The following is a 21,368-nucleotide window of genomic DNA, read 5'->3' as shown; positions in this document are numbered from 1 at the left end:
CTGATCAGACTCCAGCGGGCGTACGGGTCTCGGCGTCGGACAGGTCGGCCGGGGAGGCCAGGTGGCCCAGGACCGCGGTGGCCGCCGCGACCTGCGGCGACACCAGGTGCGTACGACCGCCCTTGCCCTGCCGGCCCTCGAAGTTGCGGTTGGAGGTGGACGCGGAGCGCTCACCGGGGGCCAGCTGGTCGGGGTTCATGCCCAGGCACATCGAGCAGCCCGCGTGCCGCCACTCGGCGCCGGCCTCCTTGAAGACGACGTCCAGGCCCTCGGAGACGGCCTGCAGACCGACCCGCGCGGAGCCGGGGACGACCAGCATCCGTACGCCGTCGGCGACTTTGCGGCCCTTCAGGAGCTCGGCGGCGGCGCGCAGGTCCTCGATGCGGCCGTTGGTGCAGGAGCCTACGAAGACGGTGTCCACCTTGATGGAGCGCAGCGGCTGACCGGCCTCCAACCCCATGTATTCCAGGGCCTTTTCGGCGGCGAGGCGCTCCGAAGCGTCTTCGTACGAAGCAGGGTCGGGGACGGACGCGGAAAGCGGCGCGCCCTGGCCCGGGTTGGTGCCCCAGGTGACGAACGGCGACAGTTCGGCGGCCTCGATGACGACCTCGGCGTCGAACTCGGCGTCCTCGTCCGTCTTCAGCGTCTTCCAGTACTCGACGGCGGCGTCCCAGTCCTCGCCCTTGGGGGCGTGCGGGCGGCCCTCGAGGTAGTCGAAGGTGGTCTGGTCGGGGGCGATCATGCCCGCGCGGGCGCCGGCCTCGATCGACATGTTGCAGATGGTCATCCGGGCCTCCATCGAGAGCTTCTCGATGGCGGAGCCGCGGTACTCCAGGACGTAGCCCTGGCCGCCACCCGTACCGATCTTGGCGATGATCGCCAGGATCAGGTCCTTGGCGGTGACACCCTCGGGCAGCTCGCCGTTGACCGTGATGGCCATGGTCTTCGGGCGGACCAGCGGCAGCGTCTGGGTGGCCAGCACGTGCTCGACCTGGGAGGTGCCGATGCCGAACGCCAGGCCGCCGAAGGCGCCGTGCGTGGAGGTGTGGGAGTCACCGCAGACGACGGTCATGCCCGGCTGGGTCAGACCCAGCTGCGGGCCGACGACGTGTACGACACCCTGCTCGACGTCACCGAGCGGGTGCAGGCGCACGCCGAACTCGGCGGCGTTCTTGCGCAGCGTCTCCAGCTGGACCCGGGAGACCGGGTCGGCGATGGGCTTGTCGATGTCGAGGGTCGGGGTGTTGTGGTCCTCGGTGGCGATGGTCAGGTCGAGCCGGCGCACCTTGCGACCGCTCTTGCGGAGGCCGTCGAAGGCCTGCGGGCTGGTCACCTCGTGCAGCAGGTGCAGATCGATGAAGAGGAGGTCGGGCTCGCCCTCGGCGCGCCGGACGACGTGGTCGTCCCAGACCTTCTCCGCGAGTGTCCTACCCATCGCTTTCCCTCCGGCCGGAATACGGTCCACCGGCCCAACTAGAGATCTTGAGAAGGCGGCCGGCGCCCGCGCCCCTGCTTCCGGGCGTCCGCCGACAAGCCCGCTCTGGTCCGCGGGCCGCTCTGCCTTCGTTCTTCCAGAGTGGCGTGTTCCACGGAAAATTGAACTTGCGTTTCACAGAGTGAGACGCGAGTATCGTTTCATGGACAACAGTAGCGGCGTCGGCGTTCTGGACAAGGCAGCCCTTGTCCTGAGCGCCCTGGAGTCCGGTCCGGCCACCCTCGCAGGGCTCGTCTCGGCCACCGGACTGGCACGACCCACGGCCCATCGACTGGCCGTGGCTCTGGAACACCACCGCATGGTGGCGCGTGACATGCAGGGCCGTTTCATTCTCGGCCCTCGCCTGGCAGAACTTGCCGCGGCCGCGGGTGAGGACCGTCTCCTCGCCACCGCCGGCCCGGTCCTCACCCACCTCCGGGATGTCACGGGCGAGAGCGCACAGCTCTACCGCCGCCAGGGCGACATGCGCATCTGCGTCGCCGCGGCGGAGCGTCTGTCCGGCCTGCGGGACACGGTCCCGGTCGGCTCCACGCTCACGATGAAGGCGGGTTCCTCGGCGCAGATCCTCATGGCCTGGGAGGAGCCGGAGCGTCTGCACCGGGGTCTGCAGGGCGCCCGCTTCACGGCCACCGCGCTCTCGGGCGTACGACGCCGTGGCTGGGCCCAGTCGATCGGCGAGCGCGAGCCGGGCGTCGCGTCCGTCTCGGCGCCCGTACGCGGCCCGTCGAACCGCGTGGTGGCCGCCGTATCGGTCTCCGGCCCCATCGAGCGCCTGACCCGCCACCCGGGCCGTATGCACGCCCAGGCGGTCATCGACGCCGCCGCCCGCCTCTCCGAGGCCCTGCGCCGCTCCGGCTGACCTTCGGGTACATCGACGAGGGGATCTGCCTCAACGCCGCGGCAGGCCCCTCGTTCCCCCGATCCCCCCGGTCACCCGGCCTCTTCGGCCACCCCTGCCGTCGACCGGTGCGCGAACCGGTCCTTCGCGTAACGCCCCCGCTTCTCGACGGGCACCTGCCCGTGGGCCGCGGCGAGCCCGAACGCCGGCATGTCCGCGTAGATCGACTCGTACGCCCCCTCGGGCACGACATACGCCTCGTGCCAGATCCCCACGTGCCCACGCGTCTTCCCCGCCCGTTCCTTGCGGTTGATGATCCCCCAGACCTTGTGGTGCACCAGGTCGGGCGCCGTCGCGTAGGCGTAGAGCTTCTCCTTGGACTCCCAGTACTGGACGACGTAGTACGTCCGCGGCGAGGCCGTCAGCAGCACGCGCCCCAGCAGGCCCCGCTCGCCGTCCCGCGCGAGCTCCCTCAGCATGCGGATCATCGACAGCATGGCCGGCAGCCACTGGTGCACCGCCCAGAAGTGGTTGATCCGCACCCCGATGAGCAGGACGACCACATCCCCTCGGGCATCCGCGGTCGTACGACCCAACACCGGCTTCGCTGACACGGCGACTCCCTGGTTCCCTCACGGGATAGCGGCACTGGTCTTCTGGCAGCGATTGGATAGTGGCACTTCCCAATCAAGGGCGCAAGAGATGCGGCCAGCCGCGCTCGGCGAGCACGGTGGGGTACGGGTGCCCATCGCGACGATCAAGTACTGCCTGCGGGAAGGTCCGTTGAGGAGAGGTGCATCTGCACGGGCTGCGCGTGGCGCGCTCAACTCCGGTCGGCGCAGGCGCGGTTGGCGCCCGGGAGGAAGCATGACGAAGGCCCCCCACCGAAGTGGAGGGCCTTCACTGTGTACCCCCGACCGGATTCGAACCGGCGCTACCGCCTTGAGAGGGCGGCGTGCTAGGCCGCTACACAACGGGGGCGTGGACTCTGCGTTTCCGCAGGTCCGAGCTGGTCTACCTGGACTCGAACCAAGACTAACTGAACCAGAATCAGTCGTGCTGCCAATTACACCATAGACCAATGTGGTTTAGACCAGTCAGTACCCCCGACCGGATTCGAACCGGCGCTACCGCCTTGAGAGGGCGGCGTGCTAGGCCGCTACACAACGGGGGCCCTAGCGATCCCGAGTTGATCGAGATCAGTACCCCCGACCGGATTCGAACCGGCGCTACTGCCTTGAGAGGGCAGCGTGCTAGGCCGCTACACAACGGGGGCTTTGCAGATGAGCTCTGCGAGCTGGCCTACCTGGACTCGAACCAAGACTAACTGAACCAGAATCAGTCGTGCTGCCAATTACACCATAGGCCACTGGAACGCAAGCCCCTGCGGGGGATCTTGTTCTAGTTCGCTCCTCCGGGTTTCCGGCCTTTCGGCCCGCTCCCCGGCGGCGCAGGAAGAACATTACCCGAAGGTGGACGGGGCTCCAAAACGGGTATCCGCGCCAAGGAGCGCGGGGAGTTCGGCGAGCGACGCGATCCGGTGCGGTCTGCCGTTCGCCGGGGCGGACGCGTCATCGCTGGTGTACACGCCGTCACGGTCGATCCACACCGACAGCAACCCGGCGTCCGCGGCACCGCGCCCGTCGATCTCCGGGTGATCGCCGACGTAGGCGACCTGGTGCGGAGCGAGCTCCAGAGCTGCGCAGGCGGCGTGGAAGGCGCCGACCTCCGGCTTGGAGACGCCGAGCTCGGCCGCGCACAGGACGGCCTCGAAGCGGTCGTACACGCCGAGGGCGCGCAGCTTGCGGTCCTGGACGTGGATGCTGGAGTTGGACAGCACGGCGTGCCGGTGGCTGGCGGCGAGTGCGTCCAGGACGGGCAGGACGTCCGGAAAGAGGCTCCAGACGGTCTCGTAGTGCGCGATGTACCGCTGGAACCAGGCGTCCGCCTCGGCGTCGCTCAGCTCCGCGCCCAGAAAGACCCGCACGCGGTCCCGGCGCTGCCCCTCGAAGGACACCTCACCCGCCGAGAACCGCGCCCACTGCAGGTCGGTGATCTCCCGCCAGCGCACGATGGCCTGCTCGACGCTGTCGTACGCGTCCAGCAGGCCCTCGGCAGCCAGATGCAGGCGCATTCCGGCACGGTCGGCACTTGTGTAGTCGAAGAGGGTGTCGTCCACGTCCCAGACCACGGCCCGAATGCTCATGATCCGACGGTAACCCGGACGCCGGGAGCGTGTCCGTCAGTTGACCGTGGTGGTGCCGGTCGCCGTGAGGGCGGGGCCCTCGGTGTCGCGTGGCTCCGCGGTCAGCTTCCAGGTGTAGGGACCGGCGACGCGGCGGCCGTCGCCCCAGTAGCCGTCCCAGGCGGCGCGGACGGCGGCGCCCTTCGTGCTGCCGGAGAGGGTGCGTACGACGGTGCCGGTGCTGTTGCTCAGGGTGAGCGTCCAGGTGGCGGGCTTGTTGAGCTGCCAGACGGGCTGCCAGGGGGTCATCGTGGTCGAGCCGGGAGGGGGCGGGTCGGTCTGGGCCTCCATCTGCGCGAGCGCCGAGGCGGGGACCCCGCTGGGGACGATCGACACCTCGCCGTACGTGCCGTTGAGGTAGGCGATGTGGCCGCCGAAGCGGTCGACGGCCCAGCGTCCGTTGCTGCCTCCGGTGTTCTGGTCCGCGGTGGGCAGCTTGACCAGGGTGCGGGTGACCGCCGTGCCGGTGTGGAAGTCGGTGAGCAGCAGTTCGTGGGTGGTGCGGTTCTCGCGGAGCAGGAAGCCGTCGGCGAGGCGGGCCGGGCCGTTGTCGGCGGGGACCGTGATCCTGCGGCCCGTCGCCCGGTCGTGGACGCCCGCGGTGGAGCCGCAGGACCAGTACAGCCAGGTGTTCACGGCCTGGATGTCGGTGGGGGTGCAGGGGGCGCCGGTGGCGACCGTGGCCACCGTCTGGCCGGTCTTGAGATGCTTGCCGACGACCGCGCCCTGGGTGCTGCCGGGCGTCCACATCACCTGGCCCCAGACGGCGGCGGCGGTGCGGGCGCGGCTGAGGGTGGTCTCGCCGCCGGTCGCGCCGTTCGGGAAGTCGACGACCTTCTGGTTGCCGGAGCCGCCGTTGTAGAGCACATAGCGGCCGCTGCCGCCGGGGATGCGGCCGCCGGCGTCGCCCGTGGGCTCGTTGCGGCTGGTCGTGGTGTCGAGGCCGACGCTGATGACGGATTCCTGGCCCTCGGCGCCGGCCCACAGGTAGGCGACCCGGCCGTCGCCCAGGGCCTCCAGCTGGGGGCAGGCGGCGTCGCCGGTGAGGCAGGTGGTTTCACTGAGCCCCGGGCTGCGGGGGGTCTGCTGACCGGTGGGCCTGCCCATGGCATCCAGCTGGAAGCTGCTGAACCGGTTGGAGGCGCCGGGTGTCGCGCCGTACAGGAACAACTCGCCGCCGGCGAGGGCCAGTCCCTGCACGCCGACCGCGTAGGCAGGGATCTGGGCCACCTTCTCGGTGGCGACCCCGCCGTCCTGGGCGGGGGTGATCCGGTGGACGTTCCAGTCGAGGCTGGAGGGCCCGGCGGTGGCGAGGGCGCCGCCGTCCAGGGTCGGGCCGATCCCGCCGAACGACGGGCTGAGCACGGTGCTCGCGGCCCCGGTCACGAGGGAGCGGGCATTGAGTGCGGGCTGGGTGCCTGCCGGGAGGAAGTCCGGGTTTGCGGCGAGGACTTGGTCGCCCACGACGGCCTTCGGGCTGCCCGGCAACCCGGTGACCGTGGTGGGCTGGGTGCCGGGTTCGGCGTCGACGCGGACCGCCTTCCAGTCGGCGACGATCCAGCGGTCGTTGAAGACGACCGCCGAATCCGCGCGCAAGCCGGAGACGTACGTACGGAGGGCGCCGTCCCCGAGGTCGACGAGGCCGACGGACGTCGTGCCGTCCAGCGTGTGGACGACCGCGAGACGGCGGACCGAGCCGCCGGTGACGTAGGCCCTGATCTGGGCGCCCGCGGGGAGCCCGGTGACCGGGACGTCGGTGGTGGTGCCGTCGGCGGCGGCGCGCAGCACGTGCAGGGCTCCGCCGGTGTCCTGGGTCAGCACGCTCCAGCCGGCGGCGGCCTTGTAGGTCTGGCCGGCGGGGATGGTGACGGTGGCGGTCGCGCCGGTGGAACGGTGCTTCTGCGTGACGGTGGAGCCGCTGAGGCCGGTGACGACGACGTCGGTCCCGGTGGCCAGATCGTCCGGACCTGCGTGGGCGGGCGGGACGACGTCCGCGTACTCCACCCACGTGCCGGAGCCGCCGCTCGCTCCCCGGTACCGGAATCCGGACGCGCCTGCCCACGTGTACGCGATCTCCACGCGCTTCTCCGTGCTGAGCCGGACCGTCCCCACGGGTGAGTCCGCGGCCTGCGCGGGTGTGATCGGCAGCGCGCATGTCAGGGCCACCGCACCGCTGAGCGCCACCGCGGCAAGTCTTCGTGAACGAGTCACGTTCCCCTCCCCTGTAACAGGGTGCACACGCACATCATGTGCACGGGGAGCAGCCAACGCGCCTTGGGCAAGCGGGAGTTGACCGGAGAGATGAACTCCGGGCGACGGCTGGGTGGATACGACGAGGGCGGCGCCCGAACCGGACGCCGCCCCGCTGTCAACGCGCTAGTTGGCGGCGCAGGTCAGGTTCCAGCCGCCGTAGGAACCGCTGACGTAGGCGCCGTTGTCCACGTGGCCGACACGGTAGTAGAAGCAGGCGTCCTCGTTCATGTCCGTGTCGTAGACGTACGCGTTGTTCAGGTCCCACCCGGTGTAGCCGCCGGTGTAGTCCACGTTGATCTTGGTCTGGCTCGTGGAGGGAGTGCCCGTGGTGGGGTTCGTGTACTGCAGGCGCACGCCCTTGCCGTCCGTGCAGGTGTCCAGGAACTTGAAGGTGTCGCCGTAGTCGTAGAAGTACACGGCCCCACAACTGTCGCTGGAGGAGTTCGAGGTGATGGCGGCGGAGGACGAGGTGGCCGTCCCCAGGGTGAGGGCCGAGGCGGCGAGGGCAGCGACGACAAGGCGTCTGGCGTTGGACATCTCTCTCCTTTTGGCGAGCGCAGGACTACGCGCCACCTGGCAACCAGGTGAATTACACGTGTTGCGCGGGGAAACTATGCACGACCGACGATCTTCGTACAAGAGTTCGCAGTCGCGCGCCGACACCTCTTCTGCCGTGGTCAACCGCGTTGAACAGTGAGGGGCGGCAGCCGCCGTGGCTGCCGCCCCTCACCGGTGTACGGGCTACGCCTCCAGCTTCGCCAGTGCCGCGTCGATCCGGGCCAGGGTCTTGTCCTTGCCCAGGACCTCGAGGGACTCGAAGAGGGGCAGGCCGACCGTGCGGCCCGTGACGGCCACGCGGACCGGGGCCTGGGCCTTGCCGAGCTTGAGGCCGTGGGCCTCGCCGGCGGCCAGGACGGCGTCCTTCAGGGAGTCGGGGGAGGTCCAGTCGGCGGCCTCCAGCTTCTCGCGGGCGGTGCGCAGGAGGGCGTCGCTGCCCTCCTTCATCGCCTTCGTCCAGGACGGCTCGTCGAAGACCGGCTCCGCCAGGAACAGGAAGTCGACGTTGTCCGTGATCTCCGACAGGACCTTCAGGCGGGTCTGCGCGTGCGGCGCGATCGCCTGCCACTTCACCTCGTCGAAGGCCTCCGGGGCCCAGGGGGCGAACGGGGCCTGGAGCCACGGGCGGCAGCGCTCGGTGAAGTCCTTCACATCGAGCAGGCGGATGTGGTCGCCGTTGATCGACTCGCACTTCTTCAGGTCGAAGCGGGCCGGGTTGGGGTTCACGTCCTTGATGTCGAAGGCCGCGACCATCTCGTCCATCGTGAAGATGTCCTGGTCGGCCGAGAGCGACCAGCCAAGCAGGGAGAGGTAGTTGAGGAGGCCCTCGGGGAGGAAGCCGCGCTCGCGGTAGAGGTTCAGCGAGGACTGCGGGTCGCGCTTGGAGAGCTTCTTGTTGCCCTCGCCCATCACGTACGGCAGGTGACCGAACTCGGGGACGCCCTTGGCGATGCCCAGCTCCATCAGCGCCTTGTACAGGGCGATCTGACGGGGCGTCGAGGAGAGCAGGTCCTCGCCGCGCAGGACGTGGGTGATCTCCATCAGGGCGTCGTCGACCGGGTTGACGAGGGTGTAGAGCGGGGCGCCGTTCGCCCGGACGATGCCGTAGTCCGGGACGTTCTCCGGGGTGAACGTCAGCTCGCCGCGGACCAGGTCCGTGAAGGTGATCGTCTCGTCGGGCATGCGGAAGCGGACGATCGGCTCGCGGCCCTGCGCCTTGTACTCCTCGACCTGCTCGGCCGTGAGGTCGCGGCAGTGGCCGTCGTAGCCGGACGGCTTGCCGGCGGCGCGGGCGGCCTCGCGGCGGGTGTCCAGCTCCTCCTGGGAGCAGTAGCAGTGGTAGGCGTAGCCGCCGTCGAGCAGCTTCTGCGCGACCTCCTTGTAGAGGTCCATGCGCTGCGACTGGCGGTACGGCGCGTGCGGGCCGCCGATCTCGGGGCCCTCGTCCCAGTCGAAGCCCAGCCAGCGCATCGAGTCGAGCAGCTGGTCGTACGACTCCTCCGAGTCGCGGGCCGCGTCGGTGTCCTCGATGCGGAAGACGAGCGTGCCCTGGTGGTGCCGGGCGAACGCCCAGTTGAACAGGGCGGTGCGGACCAGGCCCACATGGGGGTTACCGGTGGGCGAGGGGCAGAAACGTACGCGGACGGGTGCGCTAGCCACGCTTGACAACCTTGTTGGTGAGAGTGCCGATGCCTTCGATGGTGACGGCGACCTCGTCGCCGACGGTGAGCGGCCCGACGCCTGCCGGGGTGCCCGTGAGGATCACGTCGCCGGGGAGCAGCGTCATGGCCTCGGAGATGTTGACGATCAGGTCCTCGATGGGGTTGATCATCTCGCTGGTGCGGCCGAGTTGGCGCTGTTCGCCGTTGACCGTGAGCTGGATCGTCAGGTCGGACGCCCGCTCGAGGTCGAGGTCCGTCTCCACCCAGGGGCCCAGCGGGCAGGAGGTGTCGAAGCCCTTGGCCCGGGCCCACTGCTTCTCGCGCCGCTGGACGTCACGCGCGGTGACGTCGATCGCGCAGGTGTACCCGAAGATCACGTCCTTGACGCGCTCACGCGGCACCTCGCGGCACATGCGTCCGATGACGACGGCCAGCTCGGCCTCGTGCTGGAGGTCCTCGGTGAAGGACGGGTACTGGATGTCGTCGCCGGGGCCGATCACCGCGGTGGACGGCTTGAAGAAGGCGAACGGCGCGTCGGGCACCTCGTTGCCGAGTTCGCGTGCGTGCTCGGCGTAGTTGCGCCCGAAGGCCACGACCTTGTTGGGGAGCACCGGCGGCAGCAGCCTGACCTTGCTCAGCGGCACCTTCGTGCCGGAGAGCTCGAAGTCCGCGAACGGGATGCCCTTGATGATGTCGAGGACGAGCTCGTCCGGCTTGTCACCCTCGACCGCGCCGAAGGCGACGTTCCCGTCGATGGAGAATCTGGCGATGCGCACGGGATCCTTGCGCCCCTCACTGAGCTGGCTGGAGTCTGACGCTCCAGGCTAGCGCGGGGAGTGGCGGGCGCCTCGCGCATTACCGCGGGCGCCCTGAGCCTCGTACGGACGGAGTCCGCCGTTGAACCGCGTGACCGGATGTTCGTACGTGATTGAACGACCGGTCGTCCGGCCGCGTACTACTGGGCGGTGGCGGTGACGGGGATCTCCTGGAGGATGGTGCGCTTGGGGTTGGCTGTCTGAGCGGGAAGGTCGAGCGAGTGCTCCGGCTGCTGCGGGATCTGCAGTTCGTCGGCGTCCTCGAGGTGCGCCAGCGTCGTGCGCCGCGGGTTGGCTATCGTGCGGAACATCGTCGTCGTCTTCACGGTTGTACTGAGTCCTGTCGTGACGAAGCGCCGGGGCGGGACTGTTGTGGCCTGCCGGCCGACGCGAGTGGGCAGAAACACTTCTCTTGTAAAGCGTCAGGCTAAACATGCGATTCCCACGAGAAGTCGCCGGGGTCCCCTGATCTGCGTGTGAGTTTGCTCACGAGTTCGCGGATAAATCGGTCAATTCAGACCCGCGATCCACCCCAACGAAACGGACATTGACCCCCTGAACCCATCATTCCGCTCCTGATCATGGCGACTGGGACACCCCCGGCACCTGAGCGGCTCGCGGGCATAAGTCCGTTATGGGTGGGATAAGTTTCTACGGCAGGTAATCCCGCACTCACTTGGTGTCACGTATGTCACGGCTCGACCTACGGGCCTTGTTGGAGATCCTGCACTGTGCTGGAATTCCACGGACCGCCGCAGGATCGAGCCGGCGCACAGGGGGCGCACCGAGCGCCTGGTGGCGGCGAGAAGGGGGAGCCAGCGCCGGTCACTCGACCATCGGGGAGCGTGTTCAGGACGCTCCCTACTACGCCGACACCGTGTCCGTCCGTTCACGCGGAAGGGCGCCTGGTCCAGAGGTTGCGACGCTAGTGCAGGGACGTTTCAAGAGGGATGGCAGCGCTTCGGCGGAGCCGGAGCACGGCGGGACCGACCGAGGTCCCTCGCCCCAGCACGCCCAGAACCCGGGCCCGGCCCCGTCCGTCGAGGGCGGTGAGCGCTCCGGGCGCCCCGCCGTGTCGGCGTCCTCGGGGGCGGCGACCCCTCCATCACCGCCGACCGCGAAGCCGAAGGGCTCCCCGGGCCCCGGCTCGCGAATAGCCCTGCGCAACTGGCGTATCTCCACGCGTCTGGTGGCGCTGCTGACGCTCCCCGTCGTCGCGGCCACCTCGCTCGGCGCGCTGCGCATCAGCGACAACATGGACGACATCCAGCAGCTCGAGAACATGAAGCTGCTGACGGACATGACCAAGCGGGCCACCGAGCTCGCCACCGCGCTCCAGGAGGAGCGCGACCAGTCCGCCGGTCCGCTCGCGCACGGTGCCAAGGCGACCGACTACACGGTCAAGGGCTACCGGGACAAGACGGACCGGGCCTCGGACAGCTTCCGGGAAGCCGCCGAGGAGATCGACAACGCCAGCAAAGACGGCACCCTCAAGGGCGTCCGCGACAACATCGTCCAGCTGGTCCGGGAACTGAACACCGTCTCCGAGATCCGCAACGGCGCCTACCAGGCCGACGGCAACTCCACGCAGACCGTGGAGGCCTACCACCGGCTGATCACTCACCTGCTCGACCTCTCGCAGGACATGGCCGAGGCGACCAGCAACCCGGAGATGATCCAGAGCACGCGTGCCCTGGCCGCCTTCTCCTCGGCCAAGGAGTACTCGTCCATCCAGCGCGCGGTCCTCGCCGCGGCGCTCCCGGCCAACACCACCTCCGACAGCGACCTGTCGGAGAACGACCGGCTGTACGCCGACTCGGCGCTGAAGAGCCAGAAGTCCGAGATCAGCAGCTTCAAGAACATCTACGGCACGGAAGCCGCCGAGGAACTGCTGAAGCCGATCGGCGACGGCAACCCGACGATCAAGGCCAGCGACACCTACGCCAACCGTGCCCTCACCACCTCGACCGGTCTGCAGTCGCTGGACAAGCGGTCGTACCGGGACTGGGTGGACGACAGCACCACCAAGATCCAGGGCATGCGCGCCATCGAGACCACGCTGCTCGAGCAGATGGAGCAGAAGGCCCGCGAGCTGCGCAACGAGTCCGAGCGCGAAGCGATCATCTCCGGTGCGCTGATCCTGCTCGTGCTCGGTGTCTCGCTGGTCGGTGCCTTCGTCGTGGCCCGCTCCATGATCCGCTCGCTGCGCCGTCTGGAGGAGACCGCCACCAAGGTCGCCCAGGACCGGCTGCCCGAGCTGGTCAAGCAGCTGTCCGAGTCCGACCCGCAGGACGTCGACACCTCCGTCGAGTCGGTCGGTGTGCACTCCCGGGACGAGATCGGCCAGGTGGCCGCGGCCTTCGACGACGTGCACCGCGAGGCGGTCCGCCTCGCCGCCGAGCAGGCCCTCCTGCGGGGCAACGTCAACGCGATGTTCACCAACCTCTCGCGCCGCTCCCAGGGCCTCATCCAGCGCCAGCTGTCGCTGATCTCCGAGCTCGAGTCCCGCGAGGCCGACCCGGACCAGCTGTCCTCGCTGTTCAAGCTCGACCACCTCGCGACGCGTATGCGCCGTAACGGTGAGAACCTCCTCGTCCTCGCCGGTGAAGAGCCCGGCCGTCGCTGGACCCGCCCGGTCCCGCTGGTCGACGTGCTCCGTGCCGCCGCGTCCGAGGTGGAGCAGTACGAGCGCATCGAGCTGGCCTCCGTGCCGACCACCGAAGTGGCCGGCCGCGTGGTCAACGACCTCGTGCACCTGCTCGCCGAGCTGCTGGAGAACGCGACCTCGTTCTCCTCCCCGCAGACCAAGGTCAAGGTCACCGGTCACGCGCTGCCCGACGGCCGCGTGCTGATCGAGATCCACGACACCGGTATCGGCCTCTCCCCCGAGGACCTCGCGGCGATCAACGAGCGGCTCGCCTCGCCGCCCACCGTGGACGTCTCGGTCTCCCGCCGCATGGGTCTGTTCGTGGTCGGCCGGCTGTCGCAGCGGCACGGCATCCGCATCCAGCTGCGCCCGTCCGACTCCGGCGGCACGACCGCGCTGGTCATGCTCCCCGTCGATGTCGCCCAGGGCGGCAAGAAGCCCGCTCCGGGCAAGCCCGGTCCGAGCGGCCCCGGTGGCTCCGGTGGTCCGGCCGCGGCGCAGGCCGCCGCCGGTGCGGCCGCCGCGCGTCGCCAGGCCCAGGCCGGTGGCGGCTCCCTCGGCTCGGGTGCGCCGGGTGGTGCGCTCGGTGCCGGTGCGTCCGGCGGGGGCCGGCTCGGTGCCGGTCAGGGTCCGCGGGCCGCGCTGCCCGGGCGTGACGGTGGCGGGCTTCCGGGTGGACCGGGCGCGCCGCGCGGGCCGCAGGGTCCGGGCGCTCCTTCGCAGGGCCGGCCGCCGGCCGGTGCGGGTGCCGGGTTCGGTGGCCAGGCTCCGGGTGCTCCGCAGGGGCTGCAGGCCGCCGGTACGGGTCAGGACCTGTTCGGCTCGGGCCAGGACGCCTTCGGCGGCTCCGGCCGTGAGCAGTCCCGGCCGCAGGGACCCGCGTCGCAGCCGTCCGCGTCCCCGTCCGCCGGTGCCGAGCAGGGCGGCGGCCGTCGTGGCCGTCGGCCGCAGCTGCCGCCGCGCGGTGGTGCGCGGGCCGAGCTGCCGGGCGGCAACCAGCCCGCCCGCCCCAGCTGGAGCGACGAGAACGCCCAGCCGCCGGTGCCTCGCGCCTCGCTGGACACCCCGCGCGGGCACGACGAGGACCCCGCACAGACCTCCCGGATGCCCCGGATCGACGACCGTCAGGGCCCCGGCTCGACGGCCGAGATGCCGGCGGTCCCGCGTCCCGACGCCCACCAGGGCCCGGGCTCGCCCTCCGACCTCGCCCGCCCCGCTGCGAACGGATCGCAGAACACGGGCCAGTACGTCCGCCCGGACGTCTTCGGCGCCCCGGGTACGCAGAACAACTCGTCGCAGACGGGTCAGTACCCCGCACCGCAGGCGTACGACGGCAGCTCGACGGGCCAGCACGCCCTGCCCGGCCGCCCGAACGGCGACTCCACCGGCCAGTTCGAGCGGCCCCAGGTCAACGGCACGTACGGCGGCGGCTCCGGCTACGGTGCCCCGCAGCCCCCGGCCCCGGCGCGTCCGCAGCAGCGGCCCGCCCGCCAGGAGCCCGAGGCCCTGCCGCCCGCGACGGGTCCCGGTGACGGGCGTACCCCGCTGTACGACACACTGGAGACCAACTGGTTCCACGGCAGCCAGCAGGGGCGTCAGCCCGGTGCGGGAGGCTCGGCTCCGGCTCCCGCTCCACAGCAGCCGCAGGCTCCCGCGGCTCCCTCCCAGCCTCCCGCCTCGGCCTCCTGGCGCAGCTCGCCGAACGACGACCTCGTCCGGCAGGCGGAACGCGTCCGGCAGCCGGCCGCGGGCGGTGTCACCACCTCCGGCCTGCCGCGCCGGGTGCCCAGGGCGAACCTCGTCCCGGGTACGGCTCAGCAGCAACAGCACCAAGCCGGTCCGCAGGTCTCGCGTGCGCCTGACGACGTACGCGGCCGGCTGACCAATCTCCGTCGGGGTATCGCACAAGGCCGTCAGGTCGGCAGCGGCCAGACCGGCAGCTTCCCGAACCCCACTCACCAGCAGGAGCGTTAGTTGAGCCAGATGAGCCAGGCGGCACAGAACCTCAACTGGTTGATCACCAACTTCGTGGACAACACCCCGGGTGTGTCCCACACCGTCGTCGTGTCCGCCGACGGTCTTCTGCTGGCCATGTCGGAGGGGTTCCCGCGCGACCGTGCCGACCAGCTGGCGGCCGTCGCGTCGGGTCTGACCTCGCTGACGGCGGGGGCCTCCCGGATCTTCGAGGGCGGCAGCGTGGCACAGACCGTCGTCGAGATGGAGCGAGGATTCCTCTTCCTCATGTCCGTCTCGGACGGTTCGTCCCTCGCCGTCCTGGCACACCCCGAATGCGACATCGGCCTCGTCGGCTACGAGATGGCGCTGCTGGTCGACCGCGCGGGCGCGGTGCTCACGCCCGACCTGCGCGCCGAACTCCAAGGCAGTCTGCTCCACTGATCACTTCCGGATCCACCCGTCTCACCAAATCACCGTCCGGCCGCCACAATCCCCCCACCGGCCACTTCAGACGGCTTGACTGACCGACTTGCTGTCCCCGCCCGGAGGATTCATGACCCCGCCCACCGCCTCTCATGATCCGTACGCGGAGCCGTACGAGGATGAGGGCGACCAGCCGCTGGTACGTCCGTACGCGATGACCGGCGGCCGGACCCGGCCGCGCTACCAGTTGGCCATCGAGGCCCTGATCAGCACCACGGCCGACCCGGCAGCGCTCATGGGGCTCCTTCCGGAGCACCAGCGCATCTGCCATCTGTGCCGTGAGGTGAAGTCGGTCGCCGAGGTCTCCGCGCTGCTGTCCATGCCGCTGGGCGTGGCCAGGATTCTGGTCGCGGACCTCGCGGAGGCCGGCCTGGTCGCCATCCACCAGCCGGGTGGCGACGAGAACAACGGCGGCGCTCCGGACGTGACGCTGCTCGAAAGGGTGCTCAGTGGACTTCGCAAGCTCTGAACCGGGGCGGGCCACCACCTCCGCCAAGATCGTGGTGGCGGGCGGCTTCGGCGTGGGCAAGACCACGTTCGTGGGCGCCGTCTCGGAGATCAACCCGCTGCGCACCGAGGCCGTGATGACGTCCGCGAGCGCGGGCATCGACGACCTCACGCACACCGGTGACAAGACCACCACGACGGTGGCCATGGACTTCGGCCGTATCACCCTGGACCAGGACCTGATCCTGTACCTGTTCGGTACGCCGGGTCAGGACCGCTTCTGGTTCATGTGGGACGACCTGGTGCGCGGTGCGATCGGCGCGGTGGTGCTCGTGGACACCCGGCGCCTGGCGGACTGCTTCCCGGCGGTCGACTACTTCGAGAACAGCGGCCTGCCGTTCGTGGTCGCGCTCAACGGATTCGACGGGCACCAGCCGTACCAGCCCGAGGAAGTGCGCGAGGCGCTGCAGATCGGTCCGGACACCCCGATCATCACTACAGACGCCCGGCACCGCTCGGATGCCAAGAGTGCGCTGATCACGCTGGTGGAGCACGCGCTGATGGCCCGGCTGAGGTAGATCAAGTCGGAAGCGCCATACGGCAGTTGTCGTAGATGTGGCGGAGCCGACTGTGGCCTTTGACACGGTCGGCTTCGTTGTTCATAACGTTTCGGCAGAGGAATCGGGTGGTACGGCCACTCGTCGCGGTCAAGCGGTCTCGCTGCGCTCACAAAGGCCCCGTCTTTTGACGGGGCTCGTTCTTTATGACCGTTTTATCTGGGGCTTACATCACTCCGAATCCTCCTCTTCCACTGTTTGGAAGAGCGCAGGCCGACGTGCTGGAATGCCTGAACTGCCCAATAGTCAAAGACGTACTCAGCAGTACTGCGTACTCAATGGCGAACTGGGCTCTGAGACACTGCGGCACAACGTAGGTGCCGACCCCGCCGGAAGGTTGTTGGTCGAGTGAGGCGAAGCAAGAACAGTCCCGAGCCGTCGGCCCGGGGCAACTTCACCCCGCCGCCGCGCGGAGCGGCGCCCGCCCCTGTGCCCGGATCGGAACCAACGGCGGCGCCCGCGCCCAGCGGCGGCCGTCTCTCCCCGCGCAACTGGCGCGTGCCGACCCGGCTGAACGCGATCCTGCTCATACCCGTGCTGGTCGGCCTCGTCATGGGCGGCTTCCAGGTCAAGAGCTCGATCGACACCTGGCAGGAGGCCGAGGACGCGGAGAACACCGCGCGTCTGGTGCAGGCCGCCCTGGCCTACGGCGACGCCCTCCTCGTCGAGCGCGACTCGACCGCCGCTCCCCTGCTCCAGGGCAAGGGACAGGACGACGAGGCGGTCGTCCAGGCCCGCGACAGGACCGACAAGGCCGCCGACGCCTTCGACGAGGCCGCCCAGAACATGCCCGACCGGCCCAACCTGGTGCGCCGTCTCGAGCGCTTCCGTGAGGTGGAGCCGGACCTGGCGGAGCTCCGCGCGGCCGCCTACACCAACAAGCTGTCCGGCGTGGAGACCGAAGAGGGCTACGTCGAGGTCGAGCACCGCCTGCTCGAGTTCTCCAACGAGCTGGGTCTCGGCACCGGCAACATCACCAGCTACGGCCGTACCGTCTACGCCATCTCGCTCACCAAGGGCGCGCTCTCCCTGGAGCGCTCCATCGGTATGCACATGCTGATCAAGCCGGGTCCCAAGGCCACGGACCTGTCCAGGCAGCGCATCGCCCTCTCCTCGTACGCCTACCTGGAGGGCATCGCCATCCAGGAGTACATCAGCGGTGGCACCGAGCAGGACAACAAGAAGCTCGACGACGCCAAGAAGGAAATCCAGGCCGAGGGCCTTGCGATGGCCAAGGCGGCCAAGCAGAAGAACCCGGACTACGTCGCGCCGCCGTCGGACCCGACCAAGATGGTCGGAGCGCTGGCCCAACTGACGTCCACGGACACCAGTGAGCGTGCCACGCTCGCCCAGCAGGGCATCACCGCCGAGAACTGGTGGGCGGTCAACACCCTCAAGTACAACGCCTACCGCGACATCGAGAACGACCTCGCCAACACCGCGGTGAACGAGGCCGCCACCATCTCCGACGACGCCAAGCGTGACGCCCTGATCACCGGTGCCGCGGTCGTCGTCGCCCTGCTCGCCGCGTTCATCCTGGCCGGCATGGTCGCCCGCCAGATGTCCCGCTCGATGCGCCAGCTGCGCAACGCCGCCTTCGGTATCGCCGAGCAGCGCCTGCCGATGCTGGTCGACCAGCTCTCGCGCACCGACCCCGGCCGCGTGGACACCCGTGTCGCACCCATCCCGATCAACACCCGCGACGAGATCGGCGAGGTCGCCCGCGCCTTCGACCAGGTCCACCGCGAGGCCGTCCGGCTCGCCGCCGAGCAGGCCCTGCTGCGGGGCAACATCAACGCGATCTTCACCAACCTGTCGCGCCGCAACCAGTCGCTGATCGAGGGCCAGCTGACCCTGATCACCGACCTGGAGAACAACGAGGCCGACCCGGACCAGCTGGAGAACCTCTTCAAGCTGGACCACCTCGCGACCCGTATGCGCCGCAACGGCGAGAACCTCCTCGTCCTCGCCGGCGAGGAGCCCGGCCGCCGCTGGGACCAGCCGGTCCCGCTGGTCGACGTGCTGCGCGCCGCCTCCTCCGAGGTGGAGCAGTACGAGCGCATCGAGCTGTCGGGCGTCCCGGAGGCCGAGATCCACGGCCGCGCCGTGACCGACCTCGTGCACCTGCTCGCCGAGCTGCTGGAGAACGCGACGACGTTCTCCTCCCCGCAGACCAAGGTCCGCGTCACCGCGACCCGTCTCCCCGACGGCCGCGTGATGATCGAGATCCACGACAAGGGCATCGGCCTCACCGCCGAGGACTTCGCGGACATCAACCACAAGCTGGCCAACCCGCCGACCGTGGACGCCGCGATCTCCCAGCGCATGGGCCTCTTCGTGGTCGGCCGACTGTCCGACCGGCACGGCATCCGTGTCCAGCTGCGCCCCTCCGGCGAGCAGGCCGGCACCACCTCGCTGGTCATGCTGCCGGACGCGATCACGCACGGCGGTGGCGGCGAGCAGCAGCCCGCCCACGACGAGTTCACGGTGTCGCAGATCATCCCGGAGCAGAACTTCCAGGGTGAGGACTTCAACAACGGTCTGCCGATGCGCACCGCCGCCGAGCTCGGCTTCGACGACAGCCGCTACGCCGAGGTCCCCGACGACATACGCGAGCTGGACCCCGTCGGCCGCTCCCTGATGCGTGAGGAGCGCCGCGCGGCCCTGGAGGCTCAGGCGCACGGCCAGCAGCCCGGCCAGGAGACGCCCGAGGGACCCGCGTACGACGAGTTCACCGGTCAGCGGGGCTACGACGGCCAGAACGGCTACCCCGAGCAGCCCGGCGGGTACGACCCGCAGCGGGCGTACGAGGAGCAGCGGCAGACGTCGTACGAGGAGCAGCAGCAGACCGCGTACGAGGAGCCCCAGCGGGGCGGCTACGACGAGCCGCAGCGGCCGTCGTACGACGACCAGTACTACGCGCCGAACGGTGGCCTGCCGCAGAAGGACACCTTCTCGTCGGGCGGCGGCTACCCCGAGCCCTCGTATCCGGAGCCGGCCCGCGAGGAGCCCGCGGCCGCGAGCGCGTCCGCCCCGGAGACCTTCACGGCCTTCGAGCAGCGGCGTCAGCAGGACGACTGGCCGCAGTCGAACGGCTACCGCAACGGATACCCGGACAGTTACGCTCCGGAAACGGAATCCGCGCAGGCCGATGACGCGAACGAGCGTGACCGCGTAGGCTTCGACCGTCCGGGACCGGCCCCCACCGCCGGCCACGCGCTGACCGACGCCGGGCTTCCCCGCCGCGGATCCACGGCGAGCGGCACCAACGGCGCACGGCCCGCGCGGCAGGAAGCGCCGGCCCCCACACCGGAGAGCAACGGCGACAGCAGCTGGCGTTCGCAGAACGACGACCGCTGGCAGCAGGCCGCGCAGCTCCGGAAGCCCAAGGCAGGCGGAGTGACCTCCTCCGGCCTGCCGCGGCGGGTACCCAAGGCCAACCTGGTCGAGGGAGCCGCCGCAGCCACCCCACAGGGCGGCCCACAGGTCTCCCGCGCTCCCGAGGACGTCCGGGGCAGGCTGAGCAACCTGCGCCGGGGTGTCCAGCGGGGTCGCAGTGCGGGAAGTGAAACGAACGGCCAGGGCTTCGGTCCTGACAGCACCTACAACCAGGAGCGTTAGTGTGAGCCCGATGAGCCAGGCGGCACAGAACCTGAACTGGTTGATCACCAACTTCGTGGACAACACCCCCGGGGTGTCGCACACGGTGGTGGTCTCCGCCGACGGACTCCTTCTGGCGATGTCCGAAGGCTTCCCGCGCGACCGCGCCGACCAGCTCGCGGCCGTCGCCTCCGGTCTGACGTCACTGACGGCAGGCGCCTCCCGCATCTTCGAGGGTGGCAGCGTGAACCAGACGGTTGTGGAGATGGAGCGGGGATTCCTCTTCATCATGTCCATCTCCGACGGTTCGTCGCTCGCCGTCCTCGCACATCCCGAGGCGGACATCGGCCTCATTGGGTACGAGATGGCGCTTCTGGTCGACCGTGCCGGTACGGTCCTGACACCGGATCTGCGTGCGGAGCTTCAAGGCAGCCTGCTCAACTAACAGACAGTCGGTGCGTTTTGACGTCCCGGGGCCGTAAGGTTTCGGGACGCGGCTCCACATGATGGGTGCCAGGCACAGTCGGAGGAGGAGAGAAAGTGGCAACACCCCCAGACGGTTCGTCAGCGGGCAACTGGTCGTACGGCCCTGCCCAGGGTCACAACGACGGTTCCCAGAACCGGTACAACTTCCCCTCCTCGCCGAGCCAGCGGCAGCCGTACGCTCCGCAGGGCCCCGGGCCCTCGCCGTACGACCAGCCGCCGGCGCCGCGCATCCAGCCGGTGCAGCCGCAGCGACGCGCCCCTGAGCCGGCGCCCGCCGGGGCGTCGAACAACCCCCTGGTGCGCCCGTACGCCATGACCGGCGGCCGGACGCGCCCGCGCTACCAGCTCGCCATCGAGGCACTGGTGCACACCACCGCGCAGCCGCACCAGATGCAGGGCCAGCTGCCCGAGCATCAGCGGATCTGCAACCTCTGCCGGGAGATCAAGTCGGTGGCGGAGATCTCCGCTCTCCTCACGATCCCCCTCGGCGTGGCCAGGATCCTCGTCGCCGACTTGGCGGAGGCGGGCCTGGTCGCCATCCATCAGCCCGGCGGCGACGAGAACGCCGGCGGCCAGCCAGACGTGACACTGCTCGAAAGGGTGCTCAGTGGACTTCGCAAGCTCTAGCGGAGGGCCTTCCCGCTCCACCACGTCCGCGAAGATCGTGGTGGCTGGCGGCTTCGGCGTGGGCAAGACCACGTTCGTCGGCGCCGTCTCGGAGATCAACCCGCTGCGCACCGAGGCCGTCATGACATCCGCTTCGGCGGGCATCGACGACCTCACCCACACCGGAGACAAGACCACCACCACGGTGGCCATGGACTTCGGCCGTATCACCCTGGACCAGGACCTGATCCTGTACCTCTTCGGTACGCCGGGTCAGGACCGCTTCTGGTTCATGTGGGACGACCTGGTCCGCGGCGCGATCGGCGCGGTGGTGCTCGTGGACACCCGGCGCCTCGCCGACTGCTTCCCCGCGGTCGACTACTTCGAGAACTCGGGTCTCCCCTTCGTCATCGCCCTCAACGGTTTCGACGGCAACCAGCCGTACAACCCGGACGAGGTCCGCGAGGCCCTGCAGATCGGCCCGGACACGCCGATCATCACGACGGACGCGCGGCATCGGGCGGACGCGAAGTCGACGCTGATCACGTTGGTGGAGCACGCGTTGATGGCGCGGTTGCGGTAACCACCCCGTCTCGAGGGGCCCTTTCCTTAAGGAAGGGCCCCTTTGTCGTACCCCACTGCCACAATGAGCAACGGTCGG

At 69.7% G+C, this 21,368-nt stretch carries 17 protein-coding genes and 5 tRNA genes; 9 read left to right on the top strand and 13 right to left on the bottom strand.

Annotated elements, in window-relative coordinates; genetic code table 11:
• Window positions 1-4: 4 nt before the first annotated feature.
• Window positions 5-1,435, bottom strand: coding sequence for a 3-isopropylmalate dehydratase large subunit (gene leuC, locus ACZ7L6_RS32265; protein WP_471930037.1), 1,431 nt, complete (start codon window positions 1,433-1,435; stop codon window positions 5-7).
• A 202-nt stretch (window positions 1,436-1,637) separates the two neighbouring features.
• Between leuC and ndgR the strand changes: the two genes are divergently transcribed.
• A complete protein-coding gene (ndgR, locus tag ACZ7L6_RS32260; RefSeq protein ID WP_003997614.1) occupies window positions 1,638-2,354 on the top strand; it encodes an IclR family transcriptional regulator NdgR in 717 nt (238 codons plus the stop codon).
• 71 nt (window positions 2,355-2,425) lie between these two features.
• Here the strand turns inward: ndgR and ACZ7L6_RS32255 are convergent, their stop codons facing one another.
• The 12 genes from ACZ7L6_RS32255 to ACZ7L6_RS32200 form a co-directional block, all read right to left on the bottom strand.
• Window positions 2,426-2,947 carry a DUF4188 domain-containing protein gene (locus ACZ7L6_RS32255; RefSeq protein ID WP_471930035.1) on the bottom strand — a complete coding sequence of 174 codons (522 nt, stop codon included), beginning with the start codon at window positions 2,945-2,947 and terminating at the stop codon, window positions 2,426-2,428.
• 294 nt (window positions 2,948-3,241) lie between these two features.
• A tRNA-Glu gene (locus tag ACZ7L6_RS32250) sits at window positions 3,242-3,314 on the bottom strand.
• A gap of 28 nt (window positions 3,315-3,342) precedes the next feature.
• Window positions 3,343-3,414 (bottom strand) — tRNA-Gln (locus ACZ7L6_RS32245).
• A 20-nt stretch (window positions 3,415-3,434) separates the two neighbouring features.
• Window positions 3,435-3,507, bottom strand: a tRNA-Glu gene (locus ACZ7L6_RS32240).
• 29 nt (window positions 3,508-3,536) lie between these two features.
• Window positions 3,537-3,609 (bottom strand) — tRNA-Glu (locus tag ACZ7L6_RS32235).
• Window positions 3,610-3,630: 21 nt separating this feature from the next.
• A tRNA-Gln gene (locus tag ACZ7L6_RS32230) sits at window positions 3,631-3,702 on the bottom strand.
• Window positions 3,703-3,795: 93 nt separating this feature from the next.
• Window positions 3,796-4,539: an HAD family hydrolase gene (locus ACZ7L6_RS32225; RefSeq protein ID WP_471930033.1), complete on the bottom strand. Its 744-nt coding sequence runs from the start codon at window positions 4,537-4,539 to the stop codon at window positions 3,796-3,798.
• Between the two features lie 36 nt (window positions 4,540-4,575).
• Window positions 4,576-6,789, bottom strand: a complete 2,214-nt coding sequence (locus ACZ7L6_RS32220; protein WP_471930031.1) for a hypothetical protein — start codon at window positions 6,787-6,789, stop codon at window positions 4,576-4,578.
• A 165-nt stretch (window positions 6,790-6,954) separates the two neighbouring features.
• A complete protein-coding gene (locus ACZ7L6_RS32215) occupies window positions 6,955-7,368 on the bottom strand; it encodes a hypothetical protein (protein WP_471930029.1) in 414 nt (137 codons plus the stop codon).
• Between the two features lie 204 nt (window positions 7,369-7,572).
• A complete protein-coding gene (gltX, locus tag ACZ7L6_RS32210; RefSeq protein ID WP_471930027.1) occupies window positions 7,573-9,057 on the bottom strand; it encodes a glutamate--tRNA ligase in 1,485 nt (494 codons plus the stop codon).
• Window positions 9,041-9,826, bottom strand: a complete 786-nt coding sequence (locus tag ACZ7L6_RS32205; RefSeq protein ID WP_471930025.1) for a fumarylacetoacetate hydrolase family protein — start codon at window positions 9,824-9,826, stop codon at window positions 9,041-9,043. Before ACZ7L6_RS32205 ends, gltX begins: the two co-directional genes overlap by 17 nt.
• Before the next feature lie 179 nt (window positions 9,827-10,005).
• Window positions 10,006-10,191, bottom strand: coding sequence for a hypothetical protein (locus ACZ7L6_RS32200; RefSeq protein ID WP_471930023.1), 186 nt, complete (start codon window positions 10,189-10,191; stop codon window positions 10,006-10,008).
• 602 nt (window positions 10,192-10,793) lie between these two features.
• On the opposite strand from ACZ7L6_RS32200, the gene ACZ7L6_RS32195 reads away from it, so the two are divergent.
• The 8 genes from ACZ7L6_RS32195 to ACZ7L6_RS32160 all read left to right on the top strand — a co-directional run bounded on the left by ACZ7L6_RS32195 (window position 10,794) and on the right by ACZ7L6_RS32160 (window position 21,290).
• Complete coding sequence (locus ACZ7L6_RS32195) at window positions 10,794-14,486, top strand: sensor histidine kinase (RefSeq protein ID WP_471930021.1); 3,693 nt, start codon at window positions 10,794-10,796, stop codon at window positions 14,484-14,486.
• A gap of 9 nt (window positions 14,487-14,495) precedes the next feature.
• Window positions 14,496-14,909, top strand: a complete 414-nt coding sequence (locus ACZ7L6_RS32190) for a roadblock/LC7 domain-containing protein (RefSeq protein ID WP_003993189.1) — start codon at window positions 14,496-14,498, stop codon at window positions 14,907-14,909.
• Window positions 14,910-15,021: 112 nt separating this feature from the next.
• On the top strand, window positions 15,022-15,420 hold the full coding sequence (locus ACZ7L6_RS32185) for a DUF742 domain-containing protein (protein ID WP_003997626.1): 399 nt from the start codon (window positions 15,022-15,024) through the stop codon (window positions 15,418-15,420).
• Complete coding sequence (locus ACZ7L6_RS32180) at window positions 15,401-15,976, top strand: GTP-binding protein (RefSeq protein ID WP_388801008.1); 576 nt, start codon at window positions 15,401-15,403, stop codon at window positions 15,974-15,976. The genes ACZ7L6_RS32185 and ACZ7L6_RS32180 overlap by 20 nt, the downstream gene beginning before the upstream one ends.
• A 387-nt stretch (window positions 15,977-16,363) precedes the next feature.
• A complete protein-coding gene (locus ACZ7L6_RS32175) occupies window positions 16,364-19,636 on the top strand; it encodes a sensor histidine kinase (RefSeq protein ID WP_471930019.1) in 3,273 nt (1,090 codons plus the stop codon).
• 10 nt (window positions 19,637-19,646) lie between these two features.
• The gene (locus ACZ7L6_RS32170; RefSeq protein WP_004983065.1) at window positions 19,647-20,060 is read left to right on the top strand and encodes a roadblock/LC7 domain-containing protein; all 414 of its coding nucleotides are present in this window, start codon (window positions 19,647-19,649) and stop codon (window positions 20,058-20,060) included.
• A 95-nt stretch (window positions 20,061-20,155) separates the two neighbouring features.
• Window positions 20,156-20,728, top strand: coding sequence for a DUF742 domain-containing protein (locus ACZ7L6_RS32165; RefSeq protein WP_398823379.1), 573 nt, complete (start codon window positions 20,156-20,158; stop codon window positions 20,726-20,728).
• Window positions 20,709-21,290, top strand: coding sequence for a GTP-binding protein (locus ACZ7L6_RS32160; protein ID WP_031224757.1), 582 nt, complete (start codon window positions 20,709-20,711; stop codon window positions 21,288-21,290). The genes ACZ7L6_RS32165 and ACZ7L6_RS32160 overlap by 20 nt, the downstream gene beginning before the upstream one ends.
• Window positions 21,291-21,368: the final 78 nt, after the last annotated feature.

The organism is Streptomyces sp. NPDC107522 (genome assembly GCF_055657525.1).
This window is presented reverse-complemented; position numbering and strand designations above follow the sequence as displayed.